The sequence below is a fragment of the Nonomuraea sp. NPDC001699 genome, assembly GCF_053596455.1.
This window is the reverse complement of the sequence record NZ_JBSFGF010000023.1, coordinates 20,685-34,278: the sequence shown is the minus strand read 5'-3', so window position 1 is coordinate 34,278 and position 13,594 is coordinate 20,685. Positions and strand designations below refer to the sequence as shown.

Sequence of the window (13,594 nt, the reverse complement as noted above, 5' to 3'; positions counted from 1 at the left end):
CGGCCGGGCGTCGGGTCAGCGTCCGGCCTGCGGGTGACGCCGCAGCACCACGAGGACGACCAGTGCCGCGGGGACGGCCAGCGCGAAACCGGTGACCATGCCGACACCGAGCCCGGCGGCCTGCTGGAGCCAGCCCAGAGCCGCGTACAGCGCTCCCGCCGCCGCGGCGGACACCCCGAGAACCATCCCCGCGGCGCTCGCCGGCTCGCCGGGCGCCAGGTCCTGCGCGATGACGACGGTGACGGGGCTGCCGACGTACAGGAGGGCTCCGGCGAGCGCGGCGGCGAGGAAGTAGGGGACGCCGCCCGGTTCGAGCGTGACGATCGCGATCAACGGCACCGGCGCGGCGGCGAGCGAACCGATCAGCACGCGGCGCCGGCCGACCCGCGGCGCGAGCACACCACCGAGCAGCGCGCCGAGCCCCGCGGCCAGCGAGAACACGGCGAGCGTCCAGCCGAGCAGCCCGGCGTCGGCCGCCACGCCGTGCTCGCGGACCAGCCAGAGGGGCATCGAGCTGGTGAAGGTCACGAAGGCCAGGCTCGCCAGGGTCGCGGCCAGGGTGAGCCCGCCGATGGGACCGCGCAGCAGCCGGAACCGGAAGAGCGTCCGCAGGGGACGGCGGCCGTGCGGCTCCCAGTCGGGCAGCAGCAGGAAGACCAGGACGGCGAACAGCACGCCGGGAACCATCAGCCACGGCGTGACCTCGACCCCGAACGCCGAGACCGCGGAGAGGATCAGTACCGGCCCGAGGGCGAACCCGGCCATCCCGCCGGCGGTGAACAACCCCACGCCCAGCGTGCGATTCGGCACGGTGGGGCCACCGGCCACCGCCGTGCCCACGGGGTGCAGCGCCGCCGCCCCCATGCCGCCGATGACCAGCAGGGCGAAGACCGCCGCCAGCGCGGGCGCGACGCCGATCAGGCTGAGGAACAGCGAGGCCATGAGCACGCCCGTCGCCCCGACCACGCGCAGGCTGCGGTCCTCGGCCATCGCGCCGAAGAACGGCTGGGTGACCGACGACGAGATCGAGTAGACGGCGACGAGCACGGCCAGCAGGGCCGGTCCCAGCCCGAACCGCGCCTGCAACGTCGGCAGCAGGGCTCCGAGCATCGCGGTGATGGCGTCGTTGACGAAATGCACGCCGGCGAGGAAGACGGCGAGTGAGGTCCCGCCGAGGACGCCGGGCTTGCGGATCACGTGTGGCATGTCGGACTCCTTCGGTCGTGCCGGTAATACCATAGGGGGGTATGGTGTTATTCCGCACATCGGACCGTCCGGAGAAAAGGCCGATCGCCAGCGGTGGCGACACGGGGGTGGGGTATGGTGACGCTCAAGCCGGGCACGCTTCGAGCTGGGCGCGCTCAAGCCGAGCACGCCCGAAACCGGACACGCTTAGGGCCCCGTCGAGGTCGGCGCTCGGCGGGGCGGTGTCAGGTGGTGGCGGTGCCTAGTCCGTCCAGGCGTCGGCCAGCAGTTGCCGGGTGTCGTGCAGGAGCTGGGGCAGCACCTTCGTCTGGGCCACCACCGGCATGAAGTTCGTGTCGCCGCCCCACCTCGGCACGACGTGCTGGTGCAGGTGGGCGGCGATACCGGCGCCCGCGACGTGGCCCAGGTTCATGCCCACGTTGAAGCCCTGCGCGCCGCTGGCCCTGCGCAGCGCGCGCAGCGACCGCTGGGTGAACTCGCCCAGCTCCACCACCTCGGCCGGGGTCAGCTCGTCGTAGTCGGACACGTGCCGGAAGGGCACGACCATCAGGTGGCCGGAGTTGTACGGGTAGAGGTTGAGCACGGCGTAGACGACCTCTCCCCTGGCCACGATCAGGCCGTCCTCGTCGCTCATCCGAGGGATCTCGTCGAACGGGCAGCCGTCGCCGGGCCCGGTGCCCGTCGGCTTGTTCTCGCCCTTGATGTAGGCCATGCGATGCGGGGTCCACAGCCGCTGGAAGTTGTCGGGCGCCCCGGCTCCTGCCTGATCGTGCATACCAAGCAGCATAGGACCCCGGGCAACGGGCCGCTCTCCCGGCGCGACCCCGGCCTCGCACGGCGTCCCCTGCTTGTACAGCCGCCCCGGCCCCGAACGGCACGGCGATCCCGGGTTTCGACGGCAGCCCTAGGGTGGGGACATGGCACAGCGACTCGAACCCATGCCCACCGACTGGCGGCGCGCCCTGGCCGTCGTGGCCCACCCCGACGACCTGGAGTACGGCTGCGCCTCCGCCATCGCCACCTGGACCGACGCCGGACGCGAGGTCTCCTACCTGATGGCCACCCGCGGCGAGGCGGGCATCGACACCCTCGACCCCGCCGCGTGCGGGCCGGTGCGCGAGCGCGAGGAGCGGGCCAGCGCCGCCGTGGTCGGGGTGTCCGGTGTGGAGTTCCTCGACCACGCCGACGGGGTCGTCGAGTACGGCACGGCGCTCAGGCGGGACATCGCCGCCGCGATCCGCAGGCATCGCCCCGAGCTGGTGATGACCCTCAATCCCGACGACACGTGGGGCGGCACGTACTGGAACACGCCGGACCATCGGGCGGTGGGCCGGGCCGTGCTGGACGCCGCCGGAGACGCCGGAAATCGCTGGATATTTCCTGACACCGACGCCGCCCCCTGGAACGGCGTCCGCTGGGTCGCCGTCGCCGGCTCCAACTCCCCCACCCACGCCGTGGACGTCACCGACGGGCTGGAGCGGGGCGTGCGGTCGCTGCTGGAGCACCGCGCCTACATCGAGGCCCTGACCGACCAGGACCCGGAGGTCTACGCCCGCGAGCTGATCGAGGGCTCCGCGCGGGAGGCCGCCGAACTCTTCGACGGCCGCCCGGCGGTCACGTTCCGCCTGTTCCCCCGCTAGCGGCCAGGGGCACCCCGGCGGCGCATCGGGAGGCGACCCGGTGCCCGCCCGGGGCGACCCGGCGGGAGCCTGAGCCGCCCGGAGAACGGCTCAGGCCCGGCGGATCAGACCTGGACGCGCTGCTCCACGGCGTTGACGATCTCGGCGATGGCCTCCTCGACGGGCACGCCGTTCTTCTGCTCGCCGTTGCGGTAACGGAAGGACACCGCGCCGTTGGCGATGTCGTCGTCACCGGCCAGCAGCATGTACGGGACCTTCGCCTTCTGCGCGTTGCGGATCTTCTTCTGCATGCGGTCGTCGGCCGCGTCGACCTCGACCCTGATGCCCCGCGCGCGCAGCTGCTTGGCGACGTCCTGGAGGTAGGGCACGTGGGCGTCGGCGATCGGGATGCCGACCACCTGCACCGGCGCCAGCCACGCGGGGAACGCCCCGGCGTAGTGCTCGACCAGGACGCCGAAGAACCGCTCGACCGAGCCGAACAGCGCCCGGTGGATCATGACCGGCTGCTGCCGGGAGCCGTCGGCCGCCTGGTACTGCAGGTCGAACAGCTCGGGCAGGTTGAAGTCGAGCTGGATGGTGGACATCTGCCAGGTGCGGCCGATGGCGTCGCGCACCTGGACGGAGATCTTCGGCCCGTAGAAGGCCGCGCCGCCCGGGTCCATCACCAGGTGGAGGTTCTCCGCCTCGGCCACCTCGCGCAGCGTCGCGGTGGCCTCCTCCCACGCCTCGTCGGAGCCGACGTACTTCTCCGGGTCCTTGGTGGACAGCTCCAGGTAGAAGTCCTCCAGGCCGTAGTCGCGCAGCAGTTCGAGCACGAAGCGCAGCAGCGAGGTCAGCTCGTCGCGCATCTGCTCGCGGCTGCAGTAGATGTGCGCGTCGTCCTGGGTCAGGCCGCGCACCCGGGTCAGGCCGTGGACCACGCCGGACTTCTCGTAGCGGTAGACCGTGCCGAACTCGAACAGCCGCAGCGGCAGCTCGCGGTAGGACCGCCCGCGCGCCCTGAAGATCAGGTTGTGCATCGGGCAGTTCATCGGCTTGAGGTAGTAGCGGGCGCCCTCCAGCTCCATGGGCGGGAACATCCCGTCCTTGTACCAGTCGAGGTGGCCCGAGACCTGGTAGAGGTTCTCCTTGGTGATGTGCGGGGTGTTGACGAACTCGTAGCCGGCCTCCTCGTGCCTGCGCCGCGAGTAGTCCTCCATCACCTTGCGGATCACGCCGCCCTTGGGGTGGAAGACCGCCAGGCCCGAGCCCAGCTCGTCGGGGAAGGAGAACAGGTCGAGCTCGGCGCCCAGCCTGCGGTGGTCGCGCCGCTCGGCCTCCTCCAGCATGCGCAGGTATTCGTCCTGCTTGTCGCGGGACTCCCAGGCGGTGCCGTAGATGCGCTGGAGCTGCGGGTTCTTCTCGCTGCCGCGCCAGTAGGCGCCGCCGGAGCGCATGAGCTTGAACGCCGGGATCGACCGGGTGGAGGGCACGTGCGGCCCGCGGCACAGGTCCTTCCAGCACAGCTCGCCGCTCTTGGGGTCGAGGTTGTCGTAGATCGTGAGCTGCCCGGCCCCGACCTCGACGCTCTCCTCGTCGGCCGCGCCGCCCTTGAGCCCGATCAGCTCCAGCTTGTACGGCTCGGCGGCCAGCTCCTCGCGCGCCTCGTCGTCGCTGACGGCCCGGCGGGAGAACAGCTGCCCCTGCTTGACGATCTCCCGCATGCGCTTCTCGACGCGCTTGAGGTCGTCGGGGTTGAACGCCTGCTTGACGTCGAAGTCGTAGTAGAAGCCGTTCTCCACGGGCGGGCCGATGCCCAGCTTGGCCTCGGGGAACAGCTCCTGCACCGCCTGGGCCATGACGTGGGCGGTGGAGTGTCGGACGATGGCCCTGCCGTCCTCGCTGGAGACCTCGATCGGCTCGACGACGTCGTCCTGGGCCAGCGGGTGGGCCAGGTCGCGCGGCTCGCCGTTGACCCGGGCCGCGATGACCGTGCGGCCGTCGGCCTCCAGCGCCTCACCGGCCGTCGTGCCGGCCGCGACCACACGCTCGGCTCCGGCGAGGGTGATGCGTAGCTCGGCTGACACGGTGTCTCCCTTGGATCGCGCTCGATGCCCGGCACCGAGGCTGGTTCGATGGTGAACACCGATGCTATCGCGGGTGAAACCCCAGCCTTGTCAGGTCCTGGCGGCTGCCGTGGAAGACGTTCCGGTCGAGCGGGCTGCCGACATATTGGTGAATCGTCCAGTCGCGCCACGGCGGCGGCACGAGGGGCTCGCCGCGCGGTCGCTCCGGGGAGGCGATCCACAGCGGGTAGTCGGCCAGGCCGGCGCAGTTCCCCGCGCGGGCGAACCAGTGGAAGGTGTAGATGAAGGGCCGCAGGCCGGCGTGCCGCTCGACGTGGTGGCACCAGCGGCGCGCGTACCTGGCGACCTGCTCGGGCCGCTGCCCGTCGCCGGTCTCCAGGTCGAGCGCCACCAGGTCGCCCCTGCGCAGGCCGCCGGCCGACCTGAGCACCGCCAGGAAGTGCCGGGCGTGCTCGATCGGGTCGCCCTTGGGCCGGGCGAAGTGGTAGGCGCCGCACACCAGCCAGCTCTCGCGCATGCCGGACCAGTTGCGGGCGAACCACCTGTCGGTCCAGTCGCCGCCCTCGGTGGCCTTGGCGAAGGCGAAGGAGACCCCGGCCTCGGCGTGGCCGGCCCAGTCGACGGAGCCCTGCCAGTTCGACACGTCTATGCCATGCAGCAAGCGCTTCATCTTGCCGGAGTTTATTGAGATGTCCCCCTATGAACCCTTCGACGCGCCGATGAGCAGCTCACGGGTGCGTTCCCGCTCGGCGAAGGTCGCGCCGACGAAGTCGGTCACCCCGGCCTCCCTCAGCCGCTGGAGCTGGGCGAGCACGGACTCCTCGTCGCCGACGACCGCGACGTCGCCCGGCCCGGCGGCCCCTTCGCGGTCGAGCATGGCGCGGTAGGAGGGGAGCGTGCCGTAGACGGCGAAGATCTCGTTGGCGCGCTCGACCGCGCCGGCGGGGTCGTCGGTGACGCAGACGGGCAGCGCGCAGACGATCCGCGGCGCCGGGCGGCCGGCCTCCGCGGCGGCGGCGGTGATGGTCGGGGCGACGTGCTCGGCCACCGTCCTCGGGCCGGTCATCCACAAGACCGTGCCGTCGGCCACCGTGCCGGCGAGCTTCAGCATGCGCGGGCCGAGAGCGGCGATGAGCACGGGGAAGCCCGCGCCCGGCGTGGTGAGCCGCACGTCGGCCCTGATCGTCTCGCCCGCCGATTTGACCTGCTCGCCCCGGCTCGCCGGGAGCAGCACGTCGAGGTACTCCTTCATGTGGCGGTAGGGCCGCTCGAAGCTGAGGCCGAACATGTGCTCGATGACGACCTGGTGGGACAGGCCGATGCCGAGCGCCAGCCGGCCGCCGAGCGCGGCGTTGGCCGTCATCGCCTGCTGGGCCAGGGCCGCCGGGTGCCGCGGGAAGGTGGGCACGACGGAGGTGCCGAGCTCGATGCCGGGCACCTGACTGCCGGCCACGGCCAGGGCGGTGAGGGCGTCGAGGCCGAAGATGTGGGACAGCCAGGCGGAGGCGAAGCCGTCCTCGGCCGCCTGGGCGATGTCGTCGCGGAGCGCGCCGAGCGGGTCGGGCCCTTGCCGTTCGTTCAGGAAATATCCGAAACGCATGGAAACAGAACTCCATTCTGGAGGCGGACGCGCCTGTATCTTCCCACGCCGCCCGGTGCGCTCACCCGTACGAAGGGGACGGATTTGTAAAGTGGCCTCATGACGCACGATCGCGCAGGACAGCCCGCCCAGCCCGCCGACCTGGTCGACGTCGCCCGGCTGGTGACCTCCTACTACGCCCTGCATCCCGACCCCGCCGAGGTGGCGCAGCGGGTGGCGTTCGGCACGTCGGGCCATCGCGGGTCGTCGCTGCGGACGGCCTTCAACGAGGACCACATCCTGGCCACCAGCCAGGCCATCTGCGAATACCGCGCGTCCCAGGGCACCTACGGGCCGCTGTTCCTGGGCATCGACACGCACGCGCTGTCCGAGCCCGCCCGCGTGTCGGCGCTGGAGGTGTTCGCCGCCAACGACGTCGAGGTGCTGATCGACGCGCGCGACGGCTACACGCCGACGCCCGCCGTCTCGCACGCCGTCCTGCGGCACAACCGGGGCCGCACGTCGGGGCTCGCCGACGGCGTGGTGGTGACGCCGTCGCACAACCCGCCCTCCGACGGCGGCTTCAAGTACAACCCCCCGCACGGCGGGCCCGCCGACACCGACGCCACCTCCTGGATCCAGGACCGCGCCAACCAGCTGCTGGCCGACGGCATGAAGGGCGTGTCCCGGATCTCCTACGCCAAGGCCCTCGACGCGGCCGGCCGCTACGACTTCCTCGGCACGTACGTCGACGACCTGCCGTCGGTGGTGGACCTCGACGCGATCAGGTCGGCCGGGGTGCGCATCGGGGCCGACCCGCTGGGCGGGGCGAGCGTGGCCTACTGGGGCGAGATCGCCGAGCGGCACCGCCTCGACCTGACCGTGGTCAACCCGCTGGTCGACCCCACCTGGCGGTTCATGACGCTCGACTGGGACGGCAAGATCCGCATGGACTGCTCATCGCCGTACGCGATGGCGTCCCTGATCGCCCGGCGGGACAGGTACGACATCGCCACCGGCAACGACGCCGACGCCGACCGCCACGGCGTCGTCACCCCCGACGGCCTGATGAACCCCAACCACTACCTGGCCGTCGCCATCTCCTACCTGTACGCCCATCGCGACGGCTGGCCCGCCGACGCCGGGGTCGGCAAGACGATGGTGAGCAGCGGCGTCATCGACCGGGTCGCCGCCTCGCTCGGGCGGCGCCTGTACGAGGTGCCGGTCGGTTTCAAGTGGTTCGTCCCCGGGCTGCTCGACGGCTCGCTGGGGTTCGGCGGTGAGGAGAGCGCGGGGGCCTCGTTCCTGCGGCGCGACGGCTCGCCCTGGTCCACCGACAAGGACGGCCTCATCCTGGCCCTGCTGGCCTCGGAGATCCTGGCCGTGACCGGCGAGTCGCCGAGCGCGCACTACCGCCGCCTGACCGAGCGGTTCGGCGAGCCCGCCTACGCCCGGGTCGACGCGCCCGCCACCCGCGAGGAGAAGGCGGTGCTGGCCAAGCTGTCGGCCGACCAGGTGACGGCGTCGTCGCTGGCCGGCGAGCCGATCACGGCGGTGCAGACCGCGGCCCCCGGCAACGGCGCGGCGCTGGGCGGCGTGAAGGTCTCGACCGAGAACGCCTGGTTCGCCGCCCGCCCGTCGGGCACCGAGGACGTCTACAAGATCTACGCCGAGTCCTTCAAGGGGCCCGACCACCTGGCCAAGGTGCAGGAGGAGGCCCGCTCGCTGGTCTCGGCGGCCCTGGGCTGACCCGGCCGCCTCAGCGGGGCAGCTCGCGGGCGGTGGCGGTGGGCATACCGGTGCGCCCGAGGTCGGCGTGCCGGCCCGCCAGCACGCCCGCGCGGTAGCCCGTGCCGCTGGTCGTCGGGACCGACATGCGGATGCGCGGATAGTGGGCGGCCACCGCCACGTCCACCTCGGCCCGGCGGTCGGCCAGCACCAGCGCGGTGCCGGCCCCGGCCGCCTCGGCCTCGGTCTCGGCGCGCGACTCGGCCTCGCGCAGCAGCCGGTACACCTCGTCGGTGAACCCCAGCAGCCACGAGCGCCGGTAGGCCCGCGCGGTGGCGAGCTCGCCCGGCGGCGTCACGCGGGCCAGGCCGGAGGCCATCTGCAGCAGCAGCGACGTGGCCAGCACGTCGGCGCGTTCGAGGTCGGCGGCGAAGCCGAACACGTGCACCCGCTGGCCGCCGTCGCCGCGCCCGATCAGCAGCGGGCGGCAGCGTACGGCCTGGGCGACCAGGCTGACCAGGCGGGCCTTCTCCCTGGCCCAGGGGGCGGGCAGGGTGACGATCCGGTCGCCGGGGGTCTGGCGGGTGCCGGGCGGCGGGAGGGTCTCGATGCCGTACTTGGCCATCAGGGCGGAGGCCGCCGCCAGGAAGGTGGCCCGCTCGTGCTCGTTGTCCGTGCGTTCGGCCTTGGCCAGGAGTTTCCTGACGCGTTCGAGCGTGCGCTCCCGCAACCGAGCTCCCCCTACTTGGCCAGCACCCGCCCGTCGTCGGCGATGGCCGGGAAGGCGCCGGTGTCGACGATGCCGTGCTGCTGGTACAGAGCCTCGATCAGGGCGTGTGCCTGCGGCTCCAGCTTCCACAGGGCACGATACTCGCGCGCGGTGGCCAGCGGGACGCCGATCTCCTGGGCGATGTCCAGCGAGCGCGGCACGATGCGCTTGGCGATCTGCCGGTCCCAGAACTCGCGGGCGGCCCTGATCTGGGCGGCGCGCTGGGCGGTGTCGACGACCTGGGGGGTGGCGTCGAACACCTCGACGTCCTCGTCGTCGTCCTCGACGAGCTCCACCAGCGCGGGCGGCAGCGCCGGGCGGGCGGGCACGGGACGGTGGTCGGCCTCGGGCTCCCACGGCACGCGCGGGTCGGCGTCGATGAGCGCGGTGGTGTTGTACAGGGCGGCGATCTGGGCCAGCAGCGCTTCCTGACGCTGCTGGTCGACGGCCAGGCCGGTGTGCTCGACGGCCTGGTCCATGGCCTTGTCGAGCCTGGCCAGCGCGGCGCGCATCTTGCGTTCGGAGCCGCCGCCGTCGCGCAGGGCCTTGGCCCGCTTGGCGGCCAGGGCGACGCGGGTGAGCCGGCGGTGGGCGTCGACCTCGGAGGCCGTACGGTCGCTGACCTCGGCCAGGCCCATGCGGACGAGCAGGCGTTCGGGGGTCAGGCGCCAGTTGATGCGGCCGGTGCCGCGGATGCGGTGGCGTTCGATGGCCATGCCGCGTTCCCAGAGCCAGGCGGCGACCAGGGGGGCGGCCAGGCGGAAGAGGGCTTCGGGGAGGCTGCGGGCGTCCATGCTGGACAGGACGGCGGTCAGGCAGGTCAGCGCCCAGACCGCGATGCCGTCGATGCCGGCGGAGAAGTTCTCCCGCATGTTGCGGCGGGCGCGGACGGCCGAGGTGATGATGGCGACCTCTATGAAGGCGAACAGCAGCAGCCGGAGCGGTCCGTCGAGGCCCAGCACGTCGCCGGAGAAGCGCCACATGCCCTGGGCGGACACGCCGGTGGCGATGGAGGCGGCGACGACGGTGAGCACGTCCTCGACGGGACGGGGGGCGACGTATCGGGCGAATAACCAGCTGCCTGCCCGCCAGGCCATCCTGAGCACCAAGAACGCCAGCACGAGCCCGGCCAGCCCCAGCAGGGCGATGACGGCGGTGGCGAACGGCTTTTCGGCGACGAAGGCTGCTATTTCCTCAAATGTCGGCATCAGTCACTATCCGCGAGGCTCAAGTCCAGCTTGTCTTGCGACGAGATCATCGCAGACTGTCGCCCCCTTGTACGCCAAACGCCACCGATTTCCCCTGTCTCCCACCGGTTGCTGTGACACACGCCGTACCGGAAGGGGGTTGTGGCTAGTCGGCGGCCTGCGCCGCGCCGCACAATGAGGTGAAAGGAGGGGATTGTGAGCGTGCGATCTCGCCGCCCCCGCGCTCTCGCCGGCGGGACACCGGGCCACGGCCCGGCCGCCCCCTCCCCCGGGGCCCCTCGAAGAACGCGCCACACCCCGGCCGCGCCGAGCGGCCGACGAGAGAGGCAGCCGATCAGAAGGCCGGACGGGCGGCCAGATGGACGACCGGGCGAGCGACCAGGTAGGACGTGAGGGTGAGCGGCAATTTCGTCCTTTCGGAGGGCAACAGTCGCCTGTCCGGATGGGACCATCTACCGAGGGATTTATCCCAACATAGTGTGATGTATCCCAGCAGGACGGATATCCATGTCTGACTCAGAGTTCCCCTTCGTCCAGTTCATGCGCGAGGACTTCGACCCGGTCGCCGAGCTCGGCCGCATCCGGGCCGAGCACGCCGTCTTCCCCATGAAGATTCCCGGCGACCAGACCGTGCACCTGGTCACCCGCTGGGAGGACGTGCGCGGTGTCCTCGGCGACCACGAGCGCTTCAGCAACGACTTCGCCGGCATCTCCGGCCTCGGCTCCAACCAGGAGGACCCCGGCGGCCTCGGCTTCCGCGACCCGCCCGAGCACACGCGGCTGCGCAAGTACCTGACGCCCGAGTTCACCATGCGCCGCCTGCGCCGGCTGGAGCCGCGCATCGAGGCGATGGTCGAGGAGCACCTGGACCGCATCGAGGCCAAGGGCCCGCCCGCGGACCTGGTCGAGGACTTCGCGCTGCCGATCCCGTCGCTGGTGGTGTGCGAGCTGCTCGGCGTCCCGTACGAGGAGCGCGCCGACTTCGTCAAGATCAGCAAGGACCGGTTCGACCTGTCGGCCGGACCCGAGGCGTCCCTGCAGGCGATCAACGACGCGATGGCGTACCTGGTGGACCTGGTCGCCCGCGAGCGGCGCGATCCCGGCGAGGGCCTGCTCGGCCAGCTCCTGCGCGACCACGGCGACGACCTCGACGACCGCACGCTGGCCAGCATGTCCGACGGCCTGCTCACCGGCGGCCACGACACCAGCACCAGCATGCTCGCGCTCGGCTCCCTGTGGCTCATGCGCAACCCGGAGCAGGCCGCCAAGGTGCGCGAGGTGGACGGCTACGTCAACGACGTGGTCGAGGAGCTGCTGCGCTACATGACGGTCGTGCAGGTGGCCTTCCCGCGTTTCGCCCGCGAGGACCTGGAGCTGCACGGTGTGCCGATCAAGAAGGGCGAGATGGTGCTGTGCTCGCTGACCGGCGCCAACCGCGATCCCTCCCTGGGCCCGGACATGGACGAGGTGCGTCCCGGCCGCGAGACCGCCGGCTCGCACCTGGCCTTCGGCCACGGCATCCACCGCTGCATCGGCGCGCCGCTCGCCCAGATGGAGATGCGCATCGCCTTCCCCGCCCTGCTGCGCCGCTTCCCGGACCTGCACGTCTCGGGCGAGGTGCCGTTCCGGGAACTGGCCATCGTCTACGGCGTCAAGGAGCTACCCGTCGCCTGGTAGAGCGGTTACGTTCACAGGGTGAACGAGCCCGTCATCGACCTGGCCTCGATCGGCGCCGTCGTGTTCGACACCGACGGCGTGGTCACCGACACCGCTCGCGGGCACGCGGCCGCCTGGAAACACGTCTTCGACGCCTTCCTGCGCGGCCGCTCCCAGCCGTTCGACATCCGTGACGACTACCTCCGGCACGTCGACGGCCGGCCGCGGCTCGACGGCGTCCGCACCTTCCTCGCCTCCCGTGGCCTCGACGTGCCCGAAGGCGATCCCGGCGACGAGCCCGGCGCGCCCACCGTGCACGGGCTCGGCCTGGCCAAGGACCAGATCTTCATCGCGCAGGTGGACAAGTACGGCGTGGCCGCCTTCCCCGCCACCGTGGCGCTGCTGCACGAGCTGCGCCGCAGGGGCGCCCGCACGGCCGCCGTCTCGGCCAGCCTGCACGGCCGCAGGCTGGTGACCGCCGCGGGCGTGGCGCACCTGTTCGACCTGGTCGTGGACGGCGGCGACGCGGCCCTGATGAACCTGCCGGGCAAGCCGCACCCCGCCCTGTTCCTGGAGGCCGTGCGCCGCCTGGCGCTGCCCGCCGCCAGGGCCGCCGTGGTGGACGCGGCGCTGCCGGGCGTCGAGGCGGGCGCCAAGGGCGGCTTCGGGCTGGTGGTCGCGGTCACCCGGGACGGTCCCGGCGACGCCGCCGCGCTCACCGGGCACGGCGCCCACGTCGTGGTGCCCGAGCTGGGCGAGCTGGGCGTGCGCGGCAGGGTCCTACCCTTGAGGGCGTGACGGTTCTGATCGATCCCCCCAACTGGCCGGGGCCGCGCGGCCTGATGTGGTCACACCTGGTCAGCGACAGCTCGCTGGAGGAGCTGCACGCGTTCGCGGCTCGGCTCGGGGTGCCCGGCCGGGCCTTCGACCGGGACCACTACGACGTGCCGGAGACCGTGCACGCGCGGGCGGTGTCGCTGGGCGCCGAGCCGGTCGGCTCGCAGGAGCTGCTGCGCCGCCTGATCGCCGCCGGGCTGCGCCGCCGCAAGCGCCGCACGCCCTAACCCGCCGCGTCGAGGCGGGCCAGCTCGGCGTCCATGTTGGCGCGGGCGCGTTCCTCCCACAGGTCGCGGGCCCGGTCCGTACGGTAGAGCCGCGGCGCGGCCAGCAGCCTGCGCAGCACCTGCGAGCGGCCCAGCCGGAACAGGTCGTCGGGCACGTGCGCGTACTCGCGGCGGATGTCGGCGGCGTAGGCGTCGTAGCCGGGGCGGCCCAGCACGGCCAGGTCGGCGTCGCACAATACGGCCCCGTCGCGGTCGCCGGCGGCCACCGTGTCGTGGGCGGCGGTCAGGCGGACCAGCCGGGCGGTCGCGGCGACCCGGGCGGGCGGCACCCCGCAGCGCGGCAGGCGGGCCTGGGCGAGCTGGGCGCTGCGCTCCTCGTCCCAGCCGGGCCTGCCGTCGTAGACGGCGTCGTGGAACCAGGCGGCCAGGCGCACCGCGGCGGGGTCGGCGGCCTCCCCTGCCAGGTCGTCGACGGCGGCCAGCACGGCGGCCAGGTGGGCGAGGGTGTGGTAGCGGCGGTGGGGTTCGGCCCAGCGGGCGATCAGCTCGGCGCCGGCGGCCCGCGCGGCCGGCGAGCCGCCCGCCAGCGCGAGCCAGTCGGCGGCGAGCCTGGCCGACGTGCCGGAGGGCCCGGCCGGGCGGTCGTCGATCATGTCCCCACCGTACTGGCCGGGGCGG

The 13,594-nt window shown here is 72.6% G+C and carries 13 protein-coding genes; 5 read left to right on the top strand and 8 right to left on the bottom strand.

Going from position 1 to position 13,594, the window contains the following annotated elements; genetic code table 11:
- Window positions 1-15 precede the first annotated feature (15 nt).
- Together ACWCSU_RS42010 and ACWCSU_RS42005 are read right to left on the bottom strand one after the other, a co-directional pair.
- A complete protein-coding gene (locus ACWCSU_RS42010; protein ID WP_449942192.1) occupies window positions 16-1,206 on the bottom strand; it encodes an MFS transporter in 1,191 nt (396 codons plus the stop codon).
- A gap of 241 nt (window positions 1,207-1,447) precedes the next feature.
- Window positions 1,448-1,981, bottom strand: coding sequence for an HIT family protein (locus tag ACWCSU_RS42005; RefSeq protein ID WP_364097457.1), 534 nt, complete (start codon window positions 1,979-1,981; stop codon window positions 1,448-1,450).
- A 142-nt stretch (window positions 1,982-2,123) separates the two neighbouring features.
- On the opposite strand from ACWCSU_RS42005, the gene ACWCSU_RS42000 reads away from it, so the two are divergent.
- On the top strand, window positions 2,124-2,846 hold the full coding sequence (locus ACWCSU_RS42000) for a PIG-L deacetylase family protein (protein ID WP_449942191.1): 723 nt from the start codon (window positions 2,124-2,126) through the stop codon (window positions 2,844-2,846).
- Window positions 2,847-2,950: 104 nt separating this feature from the next.
- Here the strand turns inward: ACWCSU_RS42000 and thrS are convergent, their stop codons facing one another.
- From thrS to ACWCSU_RS41985, 3 genes are all read right to left on the bottom strand, one after another.
- Window positions 2,951-4,912: a threonine--tRNA ligase gene (gene thrS, locus ACWCSU_RS41995; RefSeq protein WP_357703234.1), complete on the bottom strand. Its 1,962-nt coding sequence runs from the start codon at window positions 4,910-4,912 to the stop codon at window positions 2,951-2,953.
- A gap of 64 nt (window positions 4,913-4,976) precedes the next feature.
- The gene (locus ACWCSU_RS41990; RefSeq protein WP_357703232.1) at window positions 4,977-5,582 is read right to left on the bottom strand and encodes a glycoside hydrolase family 25 protein; all 606 of its coding nucleotides are present in this window, start codon (window positions 5,580-5,582) and stop codon (window positions 4,977-4,979) included.
- A gap of 27 nt (window positions 5,583-5,609) precedes the next feature.
- Window positions 5,610-6,512 carry an LLM class F420-dependent oxidoreductase gene (locus tag ACWCSU_RS41985; RefSeq protein WP_357703230.1) on the bottom strand — a complete coding sequence of 301 codons (903 nt, stop codon included), beginning with the start codon at window positions 6,510-6,512 and terminating at the stop codon, window positions 5,610-5,612.
- Between the two features lie 99 nt (window positions 6,513-6,611).
- On the opposite strand from ACWCSU_RS41985, the gene pgm reads away from it, so the two are divergent.
- Window positions 6,612-8,240, top strand: a complete 1,629-nt coding sequence (gene pgm / locus ACWCSU_RS41980) for a phosphoglucomutase (alpha-D-glucose-1,6-bisphosphate-dependent) (protein WP_449942190.1) — start codon at window positions 6,612-6,614, stop codon at window positions 8,238-8,240.
- 10 nt (window positions 8,241-8,250) lie between these two features.
- Here the strand turns inward: pgm and ACWCSU_RS41975 are convergent, their stop codons facing one another.
- Together ACWCSU_RS41975 and ACWCSU_RS41970 are read right to left on the bottom strand one after the other, a co-directional pair.
- Window positions 8,251-8,949, bottom strand: a complete 699-nt coding sequence (locus ACWCSU_RS41975) for a DUF2786 domain-containing protein (RefSeq protein ID WP_357703227.1) — start codon at window positions 8,947-8,949, stop codon at window positions 8,251-8,253.
- Window positions 8,950-8,960: 11 nt separating this feature from the next.
- A complete protein-coding gene (locus ACWCSU_RS41970; protein ID WP_357703225.1) occupies window positions 8,961-10,196 on the bottom strand; it encodes a hypothetical protein in 1,236 nt (411 codons plus the stop codon).
- A 507-nt stretch (window positions 10,197-10,703) separates the two neighbouring features.
- Between ACWCSU_RS41970 and ACWCSU_RS41965 the strand changes: the two genes are divergently transcribed.
- Genes ACWCSU_RS41965 through ACWCSU_RS41955 form a run of 3 tightly spaced genes read left to right on the top strand, consistent with a single transcriptional unit; the run spans window position 10,704 to window position 12,916 of the window.
- Window positions 10,704-11,873 carry a cytochrome P450 gene (locus ACWCSU_RS41965; protein ID WP_357703223.1) on the top strand — a complete coding sequence of 390 codons (1,170 nt, stop codon included), beginning with the start codon at window positions 10,704-10,706 and terminating at the stop codon, window positions 11,871-11,873.
- A gap of 18 nt (window positions 11,874-11,891) precedes the next feature.
- Entirely contained in the window at window positions 11,892-12,650 is a 759-nt protein-coding gene (locus ACWCSU_RS41960; RefSeq protein ID WP_357703221.1) for an HAD family hydrolase, read from the top strand.
- A complete protein-coding gene (locus ACWCSU_RS41955) occupies window positions 12,647-12,916 on the top strand; it encodes a DUF4031 domain-containing protein (protein ID WP_357703219.1) in 270 nt (89 codons plus the stop codon). Before ACWCSU_RS41960 ends, ACWCSU_RS41955 begins: the two co-directional genes overlap by 4 nt.
- On the opposite strand, the gene ACWCSU_RS41950 is transcribed toward ACWCSU_RS41955, so the two are convergent.
- Window positions 12,913-13,569, bottom strand: coding sequence for an HD domain-containing protein (locus ACWCSU_RS41950; RefSeq protein ID WP_357703217.1), 657 nt, complete (start codon window positions 13,567-13,569; stop codon window positions 12,913-12,915). The genes ACWCSU_RS41955 and ACWCSU_RS41950 overlap by 4 nt on opposite strands.
- Window positions 13,570-13,594 lie beyond the last annotated feature (25 nt).

Bases quoted from the DNA above. Each gene is read 5' to 3' on its own strand.
- ACWCSU_RS42010 (WP_449942192.1), bottom strand. From the start codon at position 1,206: ATGCCACACGTGATCCGCAAGCCCGGCGTCCTCGGCGGGACCTCACTC.
- ACWCSU_RS42005 (WP_364097457.1), bottom strand. From the start codon at position 1,981: ATGCACGATCAGGCAGGAGCCGGGGCGCCCGACAACTTCCAGCGGCTG.
- ACWCSU_RS42000 (WP_449942191.1), top strand. From the start codon at position 2,124: ATGGCACAGCGACTCGAACCCATGCCCACCGACTGGCGGCGCGCCCTG.
- ACWCSU_RS41990 (WP_357703232.1), bottom strand. From the start codon at position 5,582: ATGAAGCGCTTGCTGCATGGCATAGACGTGTCGAACTGGCAGGGCTCC.
- ACWCSU_RS41985 (WP_357703230.1), bottom strand. From the start codon at position 6,512: ATGCGTTTCGGATATTTCCTGAACGAACGGCAAGGGCCCGACCCGCTC.
- pgm (WP_449942190.1), top strand. From the start codon at position 6,612: ATGACGCACGATCGCGCAGGACAGCCCGCCCAGCCCGCCGACCTGGTC.
- ACWCSU_RS41970 (WP_357703225.1), bottom strand. From the start codon at position 10,196: ATGCCGACATTTGAGGAAATAGCAGCCTTCGTCGCCGAAAAGCCGTTC.
- ACWCSU_RS41965 (WP_357703223.1), top strand. From the start codon at position 10,704: ATGTCTGACTCAGAGTTCCCCTTCGTCCAGTTCATGCGCGAGGACTTC.
- ACWCSU_RS41950 (WP_357703217.1), bottom strand. From the start codon at position 13,569: ATGATCGACGACCGCCCGGCCGGGCCCTCCGGCACGTCGGCCAGGCTC.